At 44.4% G+C, this 21,813-nt stretch carries 16 protein-coding genes and 1 riboswitch; of the genes, 12 read left to right on the plus strand and 4 right to left on the minus strand.

Annotated features, from left to right (window positions below):
* Positions 1 to 38 precede the first annotated feature (38 nt).
* Entirely contained in the window at positions 39 to 2,189 is a 2,151-nt protein-coding gene (locus tag DD657_RS02750) for an alpha-N-acetylglucosaminidase (RefSeq protein ID WP_287048387.1), read from the minus strand.
* An 11-nt stretch (positions 2,190 to 2,200) separates the two neighbouring features.
* Positions 2,201 to 3,376 carry an acyltransferase family protein gene (locus DD657_RS02755; protein ID WP_068692221.1) on the minus strand — a complete coding sequence of 392 codons (1,176 nt, stop codon included), beginning with the start codon at positions 3,374 to 3,376 and terminating at the stop codon, positions 2,201 to 2,203.
* Between the two features lie 180 nt (positions 3,377 to 3,556).
* Positions 3,557 to 3,660: riboswitch (SAM riboswitch) on the plus strand.
* 257 nt (positions 3,661 to 3,917) lie between these two features.
* Between DD657_RS02755 and DD657_RS02760 the strand changes: the two genes are divergently transcribed.
* The 5 genes from DD657_RS02760 (at position 3,918) to metF (ending at position 11,033) form a co-directional block, all read left to right on the plus strand.
* The gene (locus tag DD657_RS02760) at positions 3,918 to 5,069 is read left to right on the plus strand and encodes a homocysteine biosynthesis protein (RefSeq protein WP_021987416.1); all 1,152 of its coding nucleotides are present in this window, start codon (positions 3,918 to 3,920) and stop codon (positions 5,067 to 5,069) included.
* Between the two features lie 27 nt (positions 5,070 to 5,096).
* The gene (locus tag DD657_RS02765; RefSeq protein ID WP_068690497.1) at positions 5,097 to 5,507 is read left to right on the plus strand and encodes an NIL domain-containing protein; all 411 of its coding nucleotides are present in this window, start codon (positions 5,097 to 5,099) and stop codon (positions 5,505 to 5,507) included.
* Positions 5,508 to 5,623: 116 nt separating this feature from the next.
* Positions 5,624 to 6,373 (plus strand): UPF0280 family protein, encoded by a 750-nt coding sequence (locus tag DD657_RS02770; protein ID WP_021987414.1) that lies wholly within the window; start codon positions 5,624 to 5,626, stop codon positions 6,371 to 6,373.
* A gap of 72 nt (positions 6,374 to 6,445) precedes the next feature.
* Entirely contained in the window at positions 6,446 to 9,970 is a 3,525-nt protein-coding gene (gene metH, locus DD657_RS02775) for a methionine synthase (RefSeq protein WP_287048388.1), read from the plus strand.
* 109 nt (positions 9,971 to 10,079) lie between these two features.
* A complete protein-coding gene (gene metF / locus DD657_RS02780) occupies positions 10,080 to 11,033 on the plus strand; it encodes a methylenetetrahydrofolate reductase [NAD(P)H] (protein WP_021987412.1) in 954 nt (317 codons plus the stop codon).
* A 49-nt stretch (positions 11,034 to 11,082) separates the two neighbouring features.
* Here metF and DD657_RS02785 read toward each other — a convergent pair whose 3' ends face one another.
* Positions 11,083 to 11,586: a hypothetical protein gene (locus DD657_RS02785; protein ID WP_021987411.1), complete on the minus strand. Its 504-nt coding sequence runs from the start codon at positions 11,584 to 11,586 to the stop codon at positions 11,083 to 11,085.
* Between the two features lie 828 nt (positions 11,587 to 12,414).
* Here DD657_RS02785 and pstS point away from each other — a divergent pair.
* From pstS to phoR, 7 genes are all read left to right on the plus strand, one after another.
* Positions 12,415 to 13,473 carry a phosphate ABC transporter substrate-binding protein PstS gene (gene pstS, locus DD657_RS02790; protein WP_118774229.1) on the plus strand — a complete coding sequence of 353 codons (1,059 nt, stop codon included), beginning with the start codon at positions 12,415 to 12,417 and terminating at the stop codon, positions 13,471 to 13,473.
* A 25-nt stretch (positions 13,474 to 13,498) separates the two neighbouring features.
* Positions 13,499 to 14,350: a phosphate ABC transporter permease subunit PstC gene (gene pstC, locus DD657_RS02795; RefSeq protein ID WP_021987408.1), complete on the plus strand. Its 852-nt coding sequence runs from the start codon at positions 13,499 to 13,501 to the stop codon at positions 14,348 to 14,350.
* 66 nt (positions 14,351 to 14,416) lie between these two features.
* Positions 14,417 to 15,280 carry a phosphate ABC transporter permease PstA gene (gene pstA, locus DD657_RS02800; protein ID WP_021987407.1) on the plus strand — a complete coding sequence of 288 codons (864 nt, stop codon included), beginning with the start codon at positions 14,417 to 14,419 and terminating at the stop codon, positions 15,278 to 15,280.
* Between the two features lie 21 nt (positions 15,281 to 15,301).
* Positions 15,302 to 16,072 carry a phosphate ABC transporter ATP-binding protein PstB gene (pstB, locus tag DD657_RS02805; RefSeq protein ID WP_021987406.1) on the plus strand — a complete coding sequence of 257 codons (771 nt, stop codon included), beginning with the start codon at positions 15,302 to 15,304 and terminating at the stop codon, positions 16,070 to 16,072.
* A 25-nt stretch (positions 16,073 to 16,097) separates the two neighbouring features.
* Positions 16,098 to 16,817 carry a phosphate signaling complex PhoU family protein gene (locus DD657_RS02810; RefSeq protein ID WP_021987405.1) on the plus strand — a complete coding sequence of 240 codons (720 nt, stop codon included), beginning with the start codon at positions 16,098 to 16,100 and terminating at the stop codon, positions 16,815 to 16,817.
* 33 nt (positions 16,818 to 16,850) lie between these two features.
* The gene (gene phoB / locus DD657_RS02815; RefSeq protein WP_021987404.1) at positions 16,851 to 17,534 is read left to right on the plus strand and encodes a two-component system response regulator PhoB; all 684 of its coding nucleotides are present in this window, start codon (positions 16,851 to 16,853) and stop codon (positions 17,532 to 17,534) included.
* 71 nt (positions 17,535 to 17,605) lie between these two features.
* Positions 17,606 to 19,366, plus strand: coding sequence for a sensor histidine kinase (gene phoR / locus DD657_RS02820; RefSeq protein ID WP_021987403.1), 1,761 nt, complete (start codon positions 17,606 to 17,608; stop codon positions 19,364 to 19,366).
* 6 nt (positions 19,367 to 19,372) lie between these two features.
* On the opposite strand, the gene DD657_RS02825 is transcribed toward phoR, so the two are convergent.
* On the minus strand, positions 19,373 to 21,706 hold the full coding sequence (locus tag DD657_RS02825) for a sensor histidine kinase (RefSeq protein ID WP_068690503.1): 2,334 nt from the start codon (positions 21,704 to 21,706) through the stop codon (positions 19,373 to 19,375).
* Positions 21,707 to 21,813: the final 107 nt, after the last annotated feature.

Raw genomic sequence — 21,813 nt, forward strand, 5'->3', positions numbered from 1 at the left:
GCAACTGTTAGTAGCTGATGGATAACACAATCTGTTTGCTATCGGATTTTTACAAAAACCTTCCCATAAGCCCACTGAGCTACTTCCACTGCATTTTCTTCCGGCTCTGCTGGATAATCGTTCCGAAGCCATGTCCAGGGTTCTTCCATCGCATACCAGTCGATATCCTGGACTTGCACACCGTTCAGGCGTTGTCCCAACATGTCAAAATAGGCCTTCCAGCGGGGATAATAAAAATCTTTCAGCAAACCGGACCATTCCCGGTGGGAATAATCACGCAAACCGCCTTCATCTGCCGCTTTCCGGTTCCCCCACGTTGTAATTTGTACCCGGGCATTCCATTCATACAACCTCTTCTCATCCTCTGTCCGTCCAATTTTCCGCGCCTGTGCAATCCAGTTGCCGACTTTGAATTCCCGGCGTGTCGTCAAAAGACTGTCCTGCACCAAAATCAAATCCAGAAATTCCCGGCTCAACCTTTGGAAATCAGCCTTTTTACCCGCACGGTATGCCGCCGTAACTTCTTTTTGCAGCCGATTTCCACGATCAGCAATAGCCTGTCGTACCACATCGACCAAATCATATTCGAAATTATTATTACCGGCATAACGGTCAGCCACCGACAACATCAGCTTCGCAGCCTTCTCCGATTCCTCCGGTGGGTAATACATACGGGAACTTCCCCAACTGGAAGCACTGTGCACTTCCTCAGCCGGACGGGCACAAAATACAGACTCCACAGTTCCTTCCCGGATATCCGGACAATTGTAAACCGTCTCCGACAATATTTGCCAGACTTGCCGCAAGCGGGAATCGTCACATCCATAACGGGCCTTCACATACCCCTCCACCCACTCTTCCTTTGTAAATTTTTCCGGCCGCCAGGGCAACTCCAGCAACAGCTCGTACATCACCAGATTATTCTCAATCCCCTCCATTGTAATTCCGACTCCGCACAAAGTACCTTTCCGCAACTCCCGGGCAGCATAAAATCCGTCGATCACCCGGTCCATCCGTCCGTACATCCCGACATTACCACCGAAATTCAACAACATACAATACAACCAGTCGTGCTTTCCATAACCGTTCTCCCGGTACCAGGGCGACTCCTTATCACCCCACATCGGACGATTCTCGCTGCTAAGATCCAATACCAACATATCTCCGGCTTCAATAGCATCCAATATCTGCGGCCGGGGATTGGCCTGCCAGGCCTGAATAACCCAGACAGCCGAAGAATTAGCACGCTTCATGGCTTCCAGAATCGATTTGCCGGCAGCAGCCAGATCAACCCCCTCCGTACTTCCTCCCTCGTGAAAAGGATCCATACTGTAAAACCGGGCTTTCCCGAACAGCTTTTCCATTTCCGCATAGTACAAACCGGCAACACGCTGAAATGCCGGGTCTTCCGGTTGCAGAAAAGCAGGACGGGTAAAACCGCACCACTTACCCGGATCGGTTACATTCAGCCCCAGTTTCTCCTTCACATCATGAGGTACCATACCGGCATACCCCGGGAAAACGGGTTCTATACCGAATTCCCGCATCCGGTTTAAAATACGCTGTTGCAATTGCACCTGCTGTTTATACCAATTTTCCGGGTTAGGACCTCCCCACCCTTCCAGATTATTCATGTGCCACCAGGCTAAAAATCCCGGACCGGCAATAAACTTTCCGATCTCCTCCGCACTATACCCCAACTGCAACAACACATTGCGCCAAACCGTTTCCGTTCCGGTCAATGCCAGGGGCAGATTTATCCCATGCAATGCCATCCAGTCGAGCTCTTTCTCCCAACGCTCCCAATCCCAAAACGCCATCGAATAGGAATAAGTACAATAATTCAGGTCATACCGGTACTTCAACGATGTTTCCCGGCGTTCCCTTTTTTCGACAGGAGGTAAAACAGCAGGTAATTTTGCTTTCATACCGTTCCAGGACAAATGAATTCCGGCATAATACTTCAAATACCAGTTCACACCAGTAGCGATACTGACATAATTGTTTCCCCGCACAACCACCCGGTCCCCATCCTGATCCAGCTCAAAAAAATCCGTATTACCTTCAACCAGCTCAATCTTAAACTTCTTTGAAGCCCCCGGATCTATCCGGTCCAGCAACTCATGAACCGGTGAGGCATTCCCAAGATAGCCCGACAACAAAAAAATAAATAAACAGATACTTTTCATATTTCGTTTTATCAGATTTTAATGTAGATTTTTCTGTTATACAACACCCTGGCCACACACCAGTTCAAAAATACAAACAATACAGCATACACCAGAGAAGCAAAATAAGGATTCAGCCAGGAAGCCAAACCGACGGAATAAATGTAACCCTGCAAACTGATATATTCTCCTTGCCGGAAAAAATGAACATACCCCAAAACAATCGCCAGCACATCTGCCAATACATATATAAACAACGGATTAACCCCGAAAGCCTCAAAAAAACGACTCCAATGCTTATACCCCTTTACATCTATGACAAAAATCAGCAATGCCAACAACTGTGAAGCCAACCCACAGGTAACCAGCACATAAGTAGGACTCCATATTTTCTTATTTATCGGACAACCGTATTGCAGCAGAAAACCGGCAAATAAAATAAGAGTTCCGAAAATAAAAAGCCGTTGTATACGCAGCGTATTATCCTTAGCCTCCACCAACGCCCTGCCGATAAACATCCCCAACAACACATGCGCCACACAAGGCAAAGCACTCAACAAACCTTCCGGGTCGAAAGCAATGCGGGTCCCGTCCGGTAACCATTCGCCATACAAATGATTCACACCGAATACGGTCCGGTCTACCACGGCAATAATATTATCCGCTGACCGGGCGAACCCGTCTCCTGCCCATAAAATAAAAAAATAACCCGATAAAATGCCGAATGCAGCCCCAAGATAATACTTCGGCTTTATCCAAAGACTCAACAAAGCTCCCCCCAGATAAGCAATCGCCAATCGTTGCATAACACCCAATATCCGCAACCGGTCAAAAGGAAATAAATTCAAGGTAAGCCGTTCGCCCAAAGGCATCTCCTCCGGACTACAGACAGCCGAGAACCACAAAGCAAACCAATTGATCCCGACTCCGATCAAAAAAATAACCGTAGCCCGGCGAAAAATCTTTACGGCTGCTTCCCCGGAAAAAGTGAAATCGTATTTCCGCAAAGAAAAATACATGGATACCCCCATAATAAACATGAAAAAAGGGAACACTAAATCGGTAGGAGTCAGTCCGTTCCAGGAAGCATGGCACAAAGGCGCATATACAGCTCCCCACGAACCGGGATCATTCACCAAAATCATACCCGCTATCGTAATACCCCGCAATACATCCAGTGCCAATAAACGATTTGTCTGTTTTGTCATATCATACATCTAAAAAAAACGCAAGCTACATCTCAATACATTTTTTTACAAAGAAAAAGAAAATGTAAGAATTTATGCCGTACAAATAAATAAAAATGCATTTTTTATTCCTTTTTTTGGAATTTACAAGATTTTGACTTTTCTTTGCAACATCAATTCAATCCGTAAGAAAGATTGTTTGAATTATAAAGAGGAGTTGAGAGACGGGCTCTATGAAACTCCGACAACCTCAGAACTTTCTGAAAGGTGCCAAAACCCGTCCTGAAAATCAGGAATTATAATTTAAACCGAGAAGCAGATGAAAACAGACAGTCATTCAGTAAAAGTGTCCACAAAAGTATTTCAGGCAACCTATTCTTTTCTTAACGGTTTCTTCATGTATATGCGCTGTATGCGCTGATCTTTTATTTTTCCCCGCCAATAACGGCTTATATTATAGCCGGACGAAAAACTAAAGTACCCGGACGGAAGGGAGTTTCCGCTTGTATACGATAGATTTTTCGACCTTAAACTTATTGTATCAAATTTCAATTTTAATTCCATGGCTAAGTCATACGCTGAAATAAACGAAAAAATAAAGAAAGGAACGGCCGTCGTGTTAACGGCAGAAGAAGTAGCGGAACTATCCCGTACATTATCCCCCAAAGAAATTGCACAAAAAGTAGATGTCGTAACAACAGGTACTTTCGGAGCAATGTGCTCGTCCGGTGCATTTATCAACTTCGGACACGCCAATCCACCCATCCGGATGGAAAAAATCGAATTGAACGGTGTGAGAGTAAGCGGCGGATTGGCAGCGGTAGACACCTACATAGGAGCAACCGACTGCAACCCCGAGCGTCCCGCATACGGTGGCGCCCATATCATCGAAGACCTGATCAACGGTAAAGATATTTTACTGGAAGCTTGGGGAAAAGGCACCGACTGTTACCCGCGTAAACACATCAAAACGGTCATCAATAAAGACACTGTCAACGAAGCCATCCTTTACAATCCGAGAAACGCATATCAAAATTACAATGTAGCGACCAATACCACGGACCAGCTTAAATACACTTACATGGGAACCCTGCTTCCCCGTATGCGCAATGCGTCCTACAGTACGGCCGGAGAACTGTCTCCCCTGATCAACGATCCGGAATGCCGGACGATCGGGTTAGGCACCCGGATCTTCCTTGGCGGTACAGAAGGTTACGTCACCTGGAACGGAACACAGTTTCATTCGACAAAAGAAGTAAACGAATATGGCATACCGACAAGCAACGCCCGTACCATTGCCGTAATCGGAGATCTTAAAAATATGAGTAGCGAATACCTCCGGGCCGCTTATTATGAAAAATACGGAATAAGCCTGTTTGTCGGCATCGGTATCCCCATTCCCATACTGGACGAAGATCTGGCCCGCAGAGTCTCCATCCGTAACGAACAGATCGAAACGACGATCGTAGATTATGGAAACGGAAATCAGATACTGGGCAAAACGAACTATGCCGCATTACACAGCGGAGAAATTGAAATCAAAGGACAAAAAGTCCGGACGGCTCCGGTTTCCAGCCTGGCAAAAGCCCGGGAAATCGCTGCAATGCTAAAAAAACGGATTGCCGGAGGCCATTTCCAACTGACAGAACCCGTTCGTCCGATGCCGACGAACACCGGGCTGAAATCATTGCTCGAAACCAAACCGGAAAATTGAAACCACAAACACTGAAACACGAATCCTATGATAAAAAAAGTTGTATTATCGTTCCCGGTAGATGCTACCGACAGATCGTTGATGTACGATCTCGTAAAACGATACGATATCCGAATCAATATATTAAAAGCAGAAATTGAAGCCGGAAAATCCGGAAAATTACTCGTAGAACTGGAAGCTGACGAACTGTTACTGGAACAAGGTCTTGCCTTTCTGACCGACAACGGAGTTACCGTCAGCCCGCTGGCAAGTAAAATTTCATACGACGAAAGCCGGTGTATCAATTGCGGCAACTGTGCTTCAGCCTGCTTTTCCCATGCGCTGACAATCGGAGAACCGGATTGGAAACTCAAATTCAACCCGGAAAAATGCATCGTCTGTAAGCTTTGTCTGAAATCATGCCCGTTAAAACTTTTCCGGATCGAATTTTCGGAATAAGGCTTCAACGCGGACAAATGTCTGTACAATATCAAACTTTGCTCATTTTTCGATACCAAAGCTGGAAGAAAATTTATAATTTTATGATCGAGAATAAACCCTAAACCTTACAGATCATGGAATATAAAAACAGAACCTATCGGGAACATTTTCGGGAAGGTCGCTGGACCAGCTTTGTCGTAAAATGCAAAGAATCGGACTTGTGGATCGGTATAGATAAAACATCATACCGCCCTGAGATGCCTGAATACAGCAATACATTGATCACAGAACTGCGGGATACCATGGAAAAGTATCTGCAAAAAGATCCCTGTTATCTGACATCACTGGTACCTTACGACGCCAAACCCGATGCTCCGGCCATATTTACACAAATGTCCGAAATCTCCCACCGGACCAATATCGGACCGATGAGTGCCGTTGCCGGTGCCATTGCTCTGTATATTGCAAATGCACTGAAAAGGCATTTCGGAGTTAAAGAAGTAATCATTGAAAACGGAGGGGATATCTATGCCGATATTCTGGAAGACATTGACGTATCGGTATTCGCAGGAGCTTCTCCCCTCTCCGAGAAAGTGGGATTACACATCAACGCGTCACAAGCGCCGTTGGGTATCTGTACCTCTTCCGGTACAGTCGGACCGTCATTAAGCTTCGGAAAAGCCGACGCAGTAATGATTATTTGTAAAGATGTATTGTTAGCTGACAGCTATGCCACCGCCTTTGCTAATTTTGTCAGAAAAGCCGAGGATATAAATCCGGTACTGGAAAAAATCGGAAAAATAGAAGATATTATCTCGGCTGTTCTGATCAAAGACGATAAAATGGGGGCTGTCGGTAAATTTGAACTCAAGTTTTTTAACTAACTTCCGGACATATATACCGGCAGGTTTTACGACCTGCCGTATTTAAAGCTCCGGATCTATATTGTAGTATATATGCTGAGAAAGCTATTAAAAGAGAAAATACTCATCTTAGACGGAGCCACAGGCACGGCTATTCAGAAATTCGGACTGACTGAAAAAGATTTCAGAGGACAACGTTTTGTCACTCACCCGGTAAACCTGAAAGGTAACAACGATATATTGAACCTGACAAAACCGGAAGTCATTCAGTCCATACACCGGTCTTACATAGAAGCAGGTGCTGATATTATCGAAACCAATACGTTCAATTCCAATGCAATCTCCCAGGAAGAGTATCATTGCAGTGAACTGGTATATACGCTGAATTACGAAGGAGCCCGCCTGGCAAAACAAACCGCTTCACTGGCCAATCGTCCGGTATTTGTTGCCGGCAGTATCGGCCCGACCTCCAAAACTCTATCCCTGTCTCCGGACGTCAATCATCCGGAATTCCGTCCGGTAGATTTTGATACCCTGACAGCGGCTTACACGACCCAAATAAACGGATTGATCGACGGCGGAGCCGACTTACTGCTGATTGAAACGGTATTCGACGGACTGAATGCCAAAGCCGCACTGTACGCCATCGACCGGGTACAACAGGAGAAAGGAACGACTATACCGGTCATGGTTTCCGCTACCGTTAACGACAAAAGCGGACGTACCCTGACCGGCCAGTCCTTAGAAGCGCTGTACACAGCCCTTGCCCATTACCCGCTATTGAGCTTCGGATTGAATTGTTCGTTCGGAGCTCCCGATCTACAGCCTTTCGTCGAGCGGCTCTCTGCCGTTTTGCCCTGCTATCTGAGCTTATATCCCAACGCCGGACTACCGAACGAGATGGGTGAATACGACGAAAGTCCGGCCTTTACAGCCCAATGCCTGCAAAACATGGCCCGGGAAGGGTTACTGAACATCGCAGGCGGTTGCTGCGGTACCACCCCGGAACACATCCGGGCCATACACGATGCCATGACCGGCATCCCCCCGCGTCAGCCCCAATCCCCAACCTCACACTTGGTTGTCAGCGGTTTGGAACCGGTTGTCGTCGATAAAAACCAAAACAACTTTATCAACATCGGCGAACGTACCAATGTCGCAGGATCGGCAAAATTTGCCAGACTGATTCATGACCGGGCTTATGAAGAAGCAGCCGGCATTGCCCGGAAACAAATTGAGGACGGAGCTTCAGTCATCGATATCAATATGGACGATGCCATGCTGGACAGTGCCAAAGAAATGGCGACATTCACACGCATTATCAGCAACGACCCCGATATCGCCAAAGCCGCCCTGATGATCGATTCGTCCGACTGGAACACCATACTCGCCGGCCTGAAAAATGCACAGGGAAAATGCATCGTCAACTCCATCAGCCTGAAAGAAGGAGAAGGCGAATTTCTGCGTAAAGCATCCGAAATCAGACGTCTGGGGGCTGCCGTCGTCGTTATGGCTTTCGACGAAAAAGGACAGGCCGTAAGCTACGAGCGAAAAATCAGTATTTGCAGCCGGGCCTATCGTCTGCTCACACAGAAAGCCGGATTTCACCCCGAAAACATCATTTTCGACGTCAATATCCTGGCTATAGGCACCGGCCTGGAAGAACACAACAACTATGCTGTAGACTACATACGCGCTGTAAAATGGATCAAGGAAAATCTTCCGGGATGTAAAACCTCCGGAGGAGTCTCCAACCTCTCTTTCTCATTTCGCGGAAACAGTCCGGTAAGAGAAGCCATGCATTCGGTTTTCCTGTATCATGCCATAAACGCCGGTCTGGATATGGCAATCGTCAATCCTTCCATGCTACAGGTATACGACGAAATCGAGCCGGAACTATTGCAAGCGGTTGAAGCCGTCGTACTTAACAAATATCCGGAAGCCACCGAAAAACTGATCGAACTGGCTGAAAAAATCAAAGAAAACAAAACAACAGGAAAAAATATAAAAAACGAAGCATGGCGGGAACGCAGCCTGGAAGAACGCCTCGGTTATGCACTCGTAAAAGGTATCAAGGACTATCTTCCCGCCGACATTGAAGAAGCCCTCTCCCGATACCCCTCTCCTGTTGAAATCATCGAAGGCCCTTTGATGAAAGGCATGGATAAAGTAGGTACCCTGTTCGGAGAAGGCAAAATGTTTTTACCTCAAGTCGTTAAATCGGCCCGGATTATGAAAGAGGCTGTCGCCATATTACAACCGGAAATCGAACGCCACAACCAAAGCGGTAACCGGAATATTAAACGAAATAAAATTGTAATCGCAACAGCCAAAGGAGATGTTCACGATATCGGGAAAAACATCGTCAGTATCGTACTGACCTGTAACAATATGGAAGTTATCGATCTGGGAGTCATGGTCGACAACCAACGCATCCTGGAAGCAATACATACCTACAAGCCCGACGTTATCGGAATCAGCGGACTCATCACTCCCTCCCTGAGTGAAATGGAAGCCTTGTGTGAATTGTTACAAAAAGAAAACATCCGGATACCGTTAGTGGTAGGAGGTGCAACCACTTCGGCCGTACACACGGCCGTCAAACTGGCCCCCAAATACAACTATGGGGTGATACACGGAGGAGATGCCTCCCGGACCGCCGGAATAATCAAACGCTTTCTACAACACCCGGACGCCTACCTTCAGGAAATAAAAACCGAACAGGCTAAAATCCGCGAAGCTTACCGGCTATCACATACGGAATGTATTTCCTATCCGGAAGCGATTTCCCGAAAACCGGTATTCACCCCGGAAAGTTACAGACAACCGGAAAATTTTGGGGAACACAACTTAACCGTAAAACACTTAGACCTGGGAGAACTCGCAGAACGCATCGACTGGACGCCTTTTTTTCATTTCTGGGGATTCAAAGGTAAATTTCCGGAAATCATCTACACCCGGGAAGAAGCCGAAAAAACCTATCAGGCAGCCCTCGAAATGCTCGGCCGGATCATTGCCGGCCAGGAATTCGATGCTTCACTCGTCGTACGTTTTTTCAATGCTCATACGGAAAACGACACCATTATTCTCGATAACGGACACAGATTACCGATGCTACGGCAACAAAGCGACAGTCTGGTTTGCCTCTGCCTGTCGGATTTTATCTCTCCACAAGCTGATCAACCGAGTACGATCGGTGTTTTTTGCCTGAAAGTATCGGACCGGCACAACTGTCCGGACTGCCGGGATTTCGAGCATTTGCTTCGGGAAAGTCTCTGTGCCCGCCTGACAGAAGCTTTAGCCGTATGGATGCAGGAACAAGTAAATGACGGATTACAGATGATCCGGCCGGCCTTCGGCTATCCGGCCTGTCCCGACCACTCCCTGAAAAAAGAAGTATTCGAACTATTGGATGCCCCGGAAAAAATAGGCGTTACCCTGACCCCTTCCTATGCTATCACACCTTCGACCAGCATTTGCGGTATGCTCATCGCACACCCGGAAGCCCGGTATTTCGGTATCGGAGAAATCGGACCGGATCAGTTTGCGGCTTATTGTAAAAACAAAGGAATATCAGAAACAGAGGGGAAACGCCTATTAAGCCATATTATAAAATAGCAACTGCCCGTAAAGGCGGATATCCGTAAAACCAGAATGGAAGTATGCGAAATTAAAAAAACACCCGGACCCGTTTTTACATACAAACAATCATTTTAATAAACCGACAATGAAAATAACAGATATATTAAATCGGGAAGCAAGCCCGTTTGCTTCCTTCGAATTGGTTCCTCCCCTGCGGGGCAGCGATGTACATAAACTATATGAATCCATAGAACCGCTGATGGATTTCAATCCTCCTTTTCTCAATATCACCTTCCATCGGGATGAAATCGAATTTCGCCCAAAACCGGACGGTACATTCGAAAAAATTACGGTCACGAAACGTCCCGGATCAGTCGCTATTGCAGCCGCTATTATGAAAAAATTCAAAATAGAGGTAGTCCCCCACCTGATTTGTGGAGGTGCTTCAAAACATAAACTCGAAAACGACCTGATTGATCTCAACTTTCTGGATATCCAAAATGTCGTCGCCCTTCGCGGAGACGCAATACCCGGTCAAAAATTTTTCACCCCCGAACCGGATGGCTACCGATATAGTTGTGAACTGGTAGAGCATATCCACAACATGAACCGGGGTAAATACCTGGACACCACCTTAACCGATACCGTCCCGACCAATTTCTGCATCGGAGTAGCCGGCTATCCGGAAAAACATTACGAAGCACCGAATGCCGAAACCGACATCTGCAACCTCAAACACAAAGTACAGGCCGGAGCCGATTACATCGTTACTCAAATGTTTTTCGACAACACCAGATTTTTCAGCTTCGTTGAAAAATGCAGGGCTGCAGGGATTACGGTCCCCATCATACCCGGATTAAAACCGATTTCCACTCAAAAACATATCGAAATGCTTCCACGCACATTCAGCATCGATATCCCGGAAGAACTGATGAAAGAAATCCGGAAATGCAAAGACAATAAAGAAATCTATCAAGTCGGTATCGAATGGTGTACCATGCAAAGTAAAGAACTATTGTCCCGGGGCGCTCCGGCAATCCATTACTACACCATGGGCAAAGCCGACAATATCCGTAAAATCCTGACTGCCGTATTCTAAACTCATAATAAGTGATAGGAACAATATTATTTGTTCCTATCGACTTCTGCTAAGGCAACACAATCCGGTCTATCACATAAGGATTATACCCCAATTTCAAAATATTTTTTGCCTCCCTTTGCCGGATTGAGTTCGAAATATCAAAATGCAAAGCCTGCAAAATATAATAAATCCGATTCATCAAATCCCGGGAAAAAGGACAACATCCATTGTTGATAAAATAGGTATGAAGAGAATCTCTAAACCAACCGGATGTACTGCCCGAACTCAAAATATTAGCATCTTCAAAGACAATCTTACACAACAATTCCAAAGGAATAATTTCTTTTCCGTTTACCCACATAGGCAAAGTAAGGGCTGCAAACGGATAAAGAGCCGGCTGATACAACCGGGAACCGTAATCGATTTCTATGGGTTTCTTCTCTTCCCAACAAGAAACGACAATATACGTTTTCTCTTTCAGATCTACAACCCGGAAAGACTCTTTATAATAAGGTCCGGCAACCACTCTTACTCCGTAAGGATAATAAAGCATCAATGTCTTCTTATTCATAACTTTTTTCTTTATAGCATACACATACTTGAACATTCTTTTTACCCCAGAACGCACAGAAGTCCTATAAAGCTAGAAGTTATATTTCGTTAAAAATTTGTTTTCACTTTATATAAAACACACAGTTTAAGTTAAATAACACACATATTTGTAAAAATAATTTTAATTATCATATAAAGTGTAAAAATAAAATCCGTACGAATCATTCATAGACAACATTAATAATTATATGAAACTAAATATATTAGAGAAAAAGAGGATTTTTTTTATTATTTACCGATTTACAGAAAACAATATTGATAAAAAACGGCATCATTATACATCTGCATAATTATCATAAACTTACAAATAAAACATACTTTATCTTTACATATAATTGTTTTTAACTTCGTTTTTTACTCATTTTTCTGCAACTTTTAAAAAATATTTAAAACAAACTTCATTTTATCACACCTACCGACGGCACCTTTGAAAACATACCATATTTTAAAACCATACAACAATTTTATTTCTGTACTCTTTCTGTGCAGCACACTTTTCCGTCGATAGCATCTCCGGAATCTTACAAATTTACTTTTGTATAAAATTAATCATATTTTAAATCTTTGATTGTAAATTTTAAATTATCTTTAATCTAAAATCCACAATTTCCGAATCCCGGGTTTTCATCCGCCTTCCCATTAAAAATACAATACAAAACATTAGCAATAAGCCCATTACCGGCCCCGTCTTTCATGTAACATTATTGTAACAAAAGCGTAACATCAGCTTCACAATGCCTTTGTAATATTGCAACAGGAAAACAGAGATCAATTAAACGACAATAAAATGAACAAATTCTTAATTATTATTCTGGCTTTAGCCTTAACGGCATGCGGTAATTCGAAAAAATCGGGGAAAAATACGGCTTCAGACATCACCCTTACGGGAGCCGGCGCAACATTCCCTTTGCCTTACTACAATCTGGCCTTCAAAACGTATAAAGATTCGACCGGAGTTAGCATAACCTACGGAGGAATCGGCAGTGGCGGAGGAATCAGAAGCTTAAAAGACAAAATTGTCGACTTTGCCGGAAGCGATGCTTTTCTATCTGCAAAAGAAATGGAAGAAATGCCGGCTCCCACCATTCATATCCCGACTTGCATGGGAGCTGTCGTACTGGCCTATAATCTCCCCGAAGTAAAAGACCTGCGGTTGAACGGCAAAATTATCGCCGATATATACCTGGGAAAAATCAACCGTTGGAACGATTCTCAAATACAGGCGGTCAATCCCGGCATTACACTTCCGGATAAAGCCATCAATGCCGTATATCGGTCGGACGGCAGTGGAACCACCTATGTTTTCAGCGATTATCTGTCAAAAGTGAGTCAGGATTGGAATACCCAGGTCGGTACCGGAAAAGCGTTAAAATGGCCGGCAGGTATTGCAGCTAAAGGTAATCCCGGAGTTGCAGGAACCATCAGCCAAACAGAAGGTGCCATCGGTTACATCGGCTCCGAATATGCATTTGCCTTAAAAATACCCGTTGCCCTCTTACAGAACAAAGCAGGTAATTTCATTACTCCAAGCACTGAAAGCATATCCGCAGCAGCTCAGACGGAACTACCGGCAGACACGCGTACGATGATAACCGATTCTCCGGCGGCCGATGCTTATCCGATCAGTTGCTTTACCTGGATCCTCATCTATAAAGAGCAAAACTATAACAACCGGAAAAAAGAACAAGCTGAAGCTACGGTAAAACTGTTGAACTGGATGCTGGGAGACGAAGCACAAAGCCTGACCACAAAAGTACACTACTCTCCGCTACCGGTCAGTGCCAAAGATAATGCAAAACTTTTGCTGCAATCGGTAACTTATAATGGAATTCCCCTTTCTGAATAATATTTCATACTCAACATCATTGTAAATGCGGGATTATATTTTTAAACGGCTCCTATTTGTCTGCGCCCTGATTATCATACTGATATGCGGAGGAATGTTCTACTCCTTAATCAGCGGAGCGACTCCGGCCTTCGAGCATTTCGGATTCTTCCGGTTCATCGGTTCCACCGAATGGGACCCGCATCCGGATGCAGAACAATACGGAGCCTTATCTTTCATCACCGGTACGGTACTTACTTCGTTTCTGGCATTGCTGTTTTGTATCCCTTTCTCCCTGCCGGTAGCTTTATTCACCGGAGAGTATTTCAAAGGTAAAAAAATCGCTTCTGTCATCAGTGCCGTCATAGATCTGTTAGCCGGTATTCCTTCTATCGTTTACGGCTTATGGGGATTTTACACCTTACGTCCGCTGATCACCGACCTCGGTTTATCTTCACAAGGCTTCGGAATACTCACGGCCTCCCTCGTTCTGGCCATCATGATTATTCCCTACGCAGCCTCACTGAGTTCCGAATTTATCTCCATGGTGCCCAAAGAACTGAAAGAAGGTGCTTACAGTCTGGGAGCAACCCGCCTGGATGTCATCCGTAACGTTATTTTTCCGGTTTCCGGATCAGGTATCTTCGCCAGCTATATACTGGCATTGGGAAGAGCCTTGGGAGAAACAATGGCAGTCACCATGCTGATCGGGAATACAAACAACCTTCCCGACTCACTGACAGCTACCGGTAACACCATGGCCAGTGTCATCGCCAACCAATTCGGAGAAGCGGATGGTCTGAAACTGAGTTCTCTGATTGGAATCGGCTTACTCCTATTCCTGATTACCGCTATAATCAACTTTATCGGTAAAATGATTATGAAAGTATATAGCTGATGATTTCCCCGATGTATTTGGATATGAACAGACAAAACCGACAGATAACCGCTTAAAAAAGAACATATGTCAGCATTAGGTTACCGAACATTTAAAGACCGGCTCTTTTTCTGGAGTGTCTGCTTTTTCGCTTCTCTTACGGCTATTCCCCTATTCTTAATCATTTGGGAAGTTGTTAAAAAGGGATACAAACAAATCAACCTCCGTTTTTTCGTAGAAACAGCTCCGAGTACATTGGACGCCATGCTTGCCCGCAATAGCGGTGAACTGATCCCGGGCGGTATTGCCAACGGCATCACCGGTACATTGATGATGGTAGCCATGGCCTCTGCTATCGCTATCCCGGTTGGTATTTTGGGAGGTGTATACCTGGCCGAAAAGCCGAAAGCCGTCTTTACTTCCGTTATCCGTTTTCTGACAGACCTGGTGCAAGGAAGTCCGTCGATAGTGATCGGTATCATTGCTTACAGTTGGGTTGTAAAACCCTTGGGCAGTTATTCCGCCATTGCCGGAAGTACAGCATTGGCCATTATGATGCTCCCCCTGATCATCCGCTCCACGGAAGAGACATTGAAAATGCTGCCCGGAAGCTTAAAGGAAGCCGGACTGGCACTAGGTTGTTCGTACACCAGTGTTGTAATAAAAGTATTGATTCCTTCGGCATTCGGAGGCTTGTTTACCGGCATACTACTGGCCATCTCCCGGGTTATGGGAGAAACAGCTCCTCTGATGCTGACGGCCTTGGGCAGTTCCGCCATCAACTGGGATGTACTCCAACCGACAAGTGCAGTACCGCTGCTGATCTGGGAGTTTTACAACGATCCCAACCTGATTGATATGATCTGGAGCTCATCATTATTCTTACTTTTATTGATACTGGTACTGAATATCATTGCCAAACAGGTAGCTAAAAAATGGAAAACGGCTTAATAATTAAAATGAAAATCATCTATGATTCCTATTGAAGATCCTATATTACAACTGAAACACGTCTCCATATCTTACACTCCCGGTAAAAATGCCGTGAATGACGTAAATGCCGACATAAAAAAGAAGCGGATTACGGCTATCATGGGCCCTTCCGGATGCGGTAAGAGCACCCTTCTCCGGGCCATCAACCGGATGCACGAACTATACCCGGATATCCGGATATCGGGAGAAATTCTGATGGACAACCGGAACATTTTAAAAATGAACCCCATGGAAGTAAGACGGATTGCCGGCATGGTATTCCAACGTCCCAACCCGTTTCCGACCATGAGCATTTACGATAATGTACTCGCCGGTTATAAACTGAACGGAATCCGTCTTTCCAAACGTGAAAAAGACGAACTGGTAGAAAACTGCCTGACAAACGTCGGACTTTGGAACGAAGTAAAAGATTCCCTGCTCAAAAAAGGCACTTTCCTCTCCGGCGGACAGCAACAACGGCTTTGCATCGCAAGGGCTCTGGCTCTGAAACCAGAAGTCTTACTGATGGACGAACCGACCTCAGCCCTGGACCCGATTGCCACCAATCGCATAGAAGAACTATTATTGCAATTAAAAGAAGAGGTTACCATCATCATTGTAACCCACAATATGTCCCAGGCAGCACGGATTTCCGACTATTCGATGTTTATGTACCTCGGAGAACTGATCGAATATGACAAAACCAAAAACATGTTCACCAATCCGAAAGACAAAAGGACAGAAGAATACCTCAACGGACAATTCGGCTAATCCCCGGACAACAGACATTTTAGCTATGAACATAAGAGAAAAATTTTTTGAAAGAATCAACCAGGACTTTGAAGTCTTGTCGAAAATAGTCATCCAGCAAATCAATCAAACGGCCAGATTATTGGATGATAACTCCGATCCGGAGTTATATACCGAAATAGACAACACAGAACGCATCATCGACAGCCTGGATGTCAAACTGCGCAACGAAGTGATAAACGTCATCGTCCTCTATAGTCCGCGAGCAACAGACCTGCGCAAAATCATGTCCTACTACGATATGACGGCTTACCTCGAACGTATCGGCGACCTGCTGATGAACATAAGGAGATTCATGCAGCAAATCGATTTGAAAGGAGCTGTCTTCCCTCATTTTCACGCAGATTTATCAAAATTACTGTCATCAGCCGAAAACATGACACAAAATGCTATATTTGCTTTTACATGCCAGGATAATAAATTGGCTAAAGATACGATTGATTTGGACGATATGGTCGACACCTTACACCACGACATCATCCGGCGGCTGCGCGGCTACGGCAATCAGACACTGAAAGAGCAGCATCTGACCGATATTCTTTGCCTCAGCGGAATCTCCTACAACATTGAACGTATCGGAGACAATGCGACAAATATTGCAGAAGCTGCCATATACCTGATGGAAGGAAAAAATATCAAACACCGGGAAAATGAAGGAAAAGACATTCTGATGGCCGGAAGCGAAGGGGAAATGAGAGACCAATAACTTCAATCTTTTAACTTTGGATTATACAGTATTATGGAACGTAAAAAAATTTTAGTCGTCGACGATGAAGAGGATTTATGCGAAATCCTGCAGTTCAATCTCGAAAGCGAAGGCTTTGCCGTAGATATCGCCAATTCTGCCGAAGAAGCACTTAAAATCATTTCTGCCGACTATCAGCTTGTCCTGTTGGATGTCATGATGGAAGGCATGTCCGGATTCAAAATGGCAGAAAAAGTACGTAAAGAATTGCATCTGAATGTACCGATAATCTTCCTGACAGCCAAAGATACGGAAAACGATATGCTCACCGGATTCAGCCTGGGAGCGGACGACTATATTCCCAAACCGTTTTCCATCAAAGAAGTCAGCGCCAGAGTGAAAGCCGTCTTAAAAAGAAGCGGAAACGCCGATATACCGGAAATAAAACGTATTGTGGAAGCGGGCGACCTATTGATCGACCTGACAACCAAAAATGTAACGTTAAACGGAAAATCCATACTGTTGACGAAAAAAGAATTCGAAATACTCAGTACAATGGCACAATCTCCGGGACGCATATTCTCCAGAGAGGATTTTCTGAGCAAAGTCTGGAATGATGACGGTTATGTACTGGAAAGAACCGTCGATGTACACATCACCCGATTGCGTAAAAAACTCGGCGATTTCGGAAAACACATCATCAATCGTTCCGGCTACGGCTATTGCTTTGAACTTTAAAATTAACAACATCGTATCACCCGGTGAGTCCTGCAAGGACCGGCCGGAATAAACCATAAACCGTATTCTCCATGCGTTTATCTTATAAAAAGAAACTGTTCCTCTATTTCTTCCTGGTATTCACCGTATTTACAGCGGTTATCGTTCTCGTTCAAAGAAACCGGGAAAAAATATACAAAACGGAAAACCTGCGTACCAACTTGAATGCTTACGCAGAAGTCATCGCCAATTATATCCAAAAGAAAAATCTGCATTCTGTAACAGAGATGGATTCTGTTAATCAGATACTCTCCCTGCTCCCTCCTGATTTACGAGTCACCATTGTCGATCAGAAAGGAGAAGTACTATTCGATAACACCGTTATCGATGACCGGGAATTGGAAAATCACCTGAGCCGGCCCGAAATATCTTCGGCACTCATCCACGGCAACGGCTCAACCATCCGTTTCTCGGCCACCAACGACATGGACTACTACTACTACGCACGCTTCACCGCACCCTACTTTACCCGCGTAGCCCTTCCTTATAACATCACTCTCAAAGATTTCCTGGAAGGCGACAACATCTTCATGTACTTTATCGTATTGCTTTTCTTCATTGCCCTGATATCCCTATTGTATCTGGCCGACCGTTTCGGGAGGGCAATTACAGGACTTAACGAATTTATCACGTCTGCTGAAAACGACCAGCCCGATTACGATAAAATCAGCTTCCCGGATACAGAATTAGGAGAAATCGGAAATAAAATCATTGCAAACTATAAATTGTTGCAGGAAAGCAAAAATCAGCTCAATCAGGAAAAAGAAAAATTACTCCGCCATTTTCATTACTCGGAAGAAGGAATTTGTATTTTCACCGCCGACCAGAAAAAAATTTATGCCAACACCCACTTTATCCAATACGTCAATACCATATTGGACGAACCGACATTCGACGTTGATATGATCCTCGAAGAACCGGATTTCAAAGACCTGCGGATATTCCTGAAAAAACATACCCCTGTCAATCCGCAAGCCAACACCCTTCCCATCTATCAAAGCAAAATATCGAAAAACGGTAAACACTTCGCCGTCAAATTACTGATATTCACAGACAATTGTTTCGAAATTACCCTGAACAATATTTCCTCCTCAGAAAAAAACCGGCTGTTGAAACAGGAAATGACCAATAACATTGCCCATGAATTAAAAACACCGGTAAGCAGCATACGGGGATACATCGAAACACTACTGGAACAGCAAAATATCGATCCGGCCAAACAAAAATTTTTCCTGGAACGTACCTATACCCAGGTCATTCGTCTCTCCGAACTGATACGGGACGTTGCTCTGATTACCAAAACCGAAGAAGCGGCGGATCTCTTTGAAAAAGAAGACGTAAACATCAGAGACACGATCAACGAAGTCACCAACGACCTGCAAAATCAAATTCAGAACAACCGCATCACAGTACAGAATCACGTTGAAGAAGCAGTCGAAATTGAAGGAAATCATACCTTGTTATATTCCATTTTCCAAAACCTGATCGATAATGCGATCAACTACGCCGGAGAAGGCATCACCATCAGTATCGACAAATATGCAGAAGACAATGAATTCTACTATTTCTCCCTGTACGACACAGGACGTGGGGTAGACGAAGCTCATCTCGAACGGATATTCGATCGCTTCTATCGCATAAACGAAGGCCGGAGCCGGAAAAATGGAGGTTCGGGATTAGGCCTGTCCATCGTAAAAAATGCCGTATTATTCCATAAAGGACAGATTTCCGCCAAAAACCGGAAAAGCGGCGGACTGGAATTTGTATTCTCCTTACGCAAAAGATTATTTTAAATAAATTTAAACCAAAGGTAAAACAGCAGAAAAGCGACTCCCCTTTCCGGCCTGAGAAACAACTTCAATACGGCCGGAAAGTCTCTCCATAATCACTTTACTGATAGCAAGCCCCAAGCCCGTACCTTGGGCAAATTCATCTGTCTTATAAAAACGATCGAAAATCAGCATCAGATGTCCCTCATCTATTCCCCGTCCGGAATCTTCTACATACACAACCACTTCCTGTTCCTCCCGCCGGATCTCACAGCCCAAAGTTATATAGCCTTCTGACGTAAATTTATTCGCATTACTTAAAAAATTGGAAATCACCTGGTTAAAACGAAGCTTGTCGATATTCACCCGAACCGGCAACTCCTCTTCCATCACCAGATTAAATTGTAAATGAGAATGGAGTACGACCTGATGAGTACGGTATATTTCCTTCAACACCTTCGTAAGATCGTACTCCTCGATATGAAACTCCATATTCCCGGAATCCAGACGGGATATTTCCAACACATCCCCGATCAGCTTAAGTAAGGAATCTGAACTCTGATTAATAATCGAGAGAATTTCCTTTCTTTCATCCTCGCCGACAGCAGAATCTTCACTAAGCAACAAATTGGTAAAACCGACAATCGCATTCAAAGGTGTGCGGATTTCATGACTCATATTCGCCAGAAACGATTGCTTCAACTCCGCTTGTTCGGCCAATTCTTTCGCTTTGATCAATTCCTGCTCACGCTCCACCACCCCCTGGATGCTCTGGATAATACCGGCTATAATTAATTGTCCCGCATTATCCGTCATACTATTGCAACGGATCTCATACCACCGGTATGCCTGACTATCGTCAAAGCACAATCGCAAACGCTGAATAACAATACGCCGCCCGTGAATTTCCCCAAATACCCGATGAATAAAAATCAAATCCTCAGGATGAACGAATTTCAAAAAATCCGTTAAGACATAAACCAGTTGCGATATCCCCGTCAATGCTATAATATTCCGGTCGAAATGCAACTCCTTTCCCCTGATATTCCACAACGAAATATGACCGCCGTGGATCGAAAGCGATAAATGCTCCTGAATTTTTTTCAAAGCTTTCATATCCATTCGCTCCATCCGCGACTTATAACGCACCTGAACTAAACTGACGACCAAAACGATAAACACAACCACAAACAACCCAAAACCGATATACAAATCCTTGCGATAACGGACATAAAACGGATAATTGATAACTTTTGTCCCCAACGGAATATATTTCGCATCAAATACATCGAAAACAGAGAAATAAGTCCAATCAATAACATACTCCTTTTTCAAGGGTTGTATTTTAGGCTCTTCTATATTTTTTCCCAACAATAACGGCAATGCCAACTGCGCAGCGGCAGCGGCCGAATTCTCGTCTGTCGCCATATATCCCCCGATAATCTTCAGTTGTTCGTTAAAGCCCTCCCGAATACAACTGAAAGCCGGGATATTCAAAATATAAGGCACCAAAACAATATCCGAACGGTCCATTAAAAACGTCTGATAATACTGGGTATCTTTCAATTGACTCATAGCGGTTATCATGGAAAATCCCTGCATATAACGAAACGGAAAAAGATCGATGGTAGGAGCAATCTTCTCTCTTAGTTTGAAATTCGGATATTCCGGAATCGAATCCCATTCCAGCAGCTTTTTTATCTTCTCATAAATCACTTCATTACCGATTCCCCATTCCCTGCCCCAAAAATGAATACTGTTTCTGTCTACCTGTTCTTTCAGAACCTTGTACGACTGACGCCCCAGATAGGTCAGTTCCAGATTGTAAATGATATTGATATTGTCCCGGTTATACAACCTCCGGATGAAATCTATATTTTTTTGAAAATCAGGCACATCACTAAGCATATAAACCCGGTCGTCCTTATAATTTTCAAGTACCGGCCCGTTGGGATAATGCACATTACAAAGAATCACCGGAAGCTCTTTCAGGATAGGATGCTCCGTCATCAGTAAAGCATACGAAGACTGATCGCCCACTGCCAGTAATAAATCAGGCATATCATCCGCCAATGTATTCAGAAAGCTCCTTGTCTTCTCAATTTCCTGCTGCTCATTCAATGGCCCGCAATCCAGATAAAACACCTGTGTTTCTACCTCCACACCGTCCTGACTCAATTGTTTCTCCAGCAATTCCTGAAATTTTCCGTACACACCGGTATCCTCCGTAAAAGAATGCAACAAAACAATCCGCCTCTTTACCTCCTCTTTATTTTGAATTCCCCAATACCATATCCCCCCAAATAAAAGACAGAAAAGAACCGCACAAAAAAAATAACTGTATCTCCTTCTTACCGAAATCATCTATTGTATCAGCGAATTAAAATAATATGGCACAGTAACCGTCACCCCGGACGGCAATTTCCCTACTCCTGCCGGATGATGAAATCATATCAACTACCGGTAATAGC

The sequence above is a fragment of the Culturomica sp. genome, assembly GCF_003524185.1.
GTDB classification, from domain to species: domain Bacteria; phylum Bacteroidota; class Bacteroidia; order Bacteroidales; family Marinifilaceae; genus Culturomica; species Culturomica massiliensis.

What these genes read in the sequence shown, in the direction of transcription:
- DD657_RS02760 (WP_021987416.1), top strand. Translation starts at nt 3,918, where the DNA reads ATGGCTAAGTCATACGCTGAAATAAACGAAAAAATAAAGAAAGGAACG.
- DD657_RS02770 (WP_021987414.1), top strand. Translation starts at nt 5,624, where the DNA reads ATGGAATATAAAAACAGAACCTATCGGGAACATTTTCGGGAAGGTCGC.
- DD657_RS02765 (WP_068690497.1), top strand. Translation starts at nt 5,097, where the DNA reads ATGATAAAAAAAGTTGTATTATCGTTCCCGGTAGATGCTACCGACAGA.
- pstS (WP_118774229.1), top strand. Translation starts at nt 12,415, where the DNA reads ATGAACAAATTCTTAATTATTATTCTGGCTTTAGCCTTAACGGCATGC.
- phoB (WP_021987404.1), top strand. Translation starts at nt 16,851, where the DNA reads ATGGAACGTAAAAAAATTTTAGTCGTCGACGATGAAGAGGATTTATGC.
- DD657_RS02785 (WP_021987411.1), bottom strand. Translation starts at nt 11,586, where the DNA reads ATGAATAAGAAGACATTGATGCTTTATTATCCTTACGGAGTAAGAGTG.
- DD657_RS02825 (WP_068690503.1), bottom strand. Translation starts at nt 21,706, where the DNA reads ATGATTTCGGTAAGAAGGAGATACAGTTATTTTTTTTGTGCGGTTCTT.
- metH (WP_287048388.1), top strand. Translation starts at nt 6,446, where the DNA reads ATGCTGAGAAAGCTATTAAAAGAGAAAATACTCATCTTAGACGGAGCC.
- phoR (WP_021987403.1), top strand. Translation starts at nt 17,606, where the DNA reads ATGCGTTTATCTTATAAAAAGAAACTGTTCCTCTATTTCTTCCTGGTA.
- DD657_RS02750 (WP_287048387.1), bottom strand. Translation starts at nt 2,189, where the DNA reads ATGAAAAGTATCTGTTTATTTATTTTTTTGTTGTCGGGCTATCTTGGG.
- pstC (WP_021987408.1), top strand. Translation starts at nt 13,499, where the DNA reads ATGCGGGATTATATTTTTAAACGGCTCCTATTTGTCTGCGCCCTGATT.
- DD657_RS02755 (WP_068692221.1), bottom strand. Translation starts at nt 3,376, where the DNA reads ATGACAAAACAGACAAATCGTTTATTGGCACTGGATGTATTGCGGGGT.
- metF (WP_021987412.1), top strand. Translation starts at nt 10,080, where the DNA reads ATGAAAATAACAGATATATTAAATCGGGAAGCAAGCCCGTTTGCTTCC.
- pstB (WP_021987406.1), top strand. Translation starts at nt 15,302, where the DNA reads ATGATTCCTATTGAAGATCCTATATTACAACTGAAACACGTCTCCATA.
- pstA (WP_021987407.1), top strand. Translation starts at nt 14,417, where the DNA reads ATGTCAGCATTAGGTTACCGAACATTTAAAGACCGGCTCTTTTTCTGG.
- DD657_RS02810 (WP_021987405.1), top strand. Translation starts at nt 16,098, where the DNA reads ATGAACATAAGAGAAAAATTTTTTGAAAGAATCAACCAGGACTTTGAA.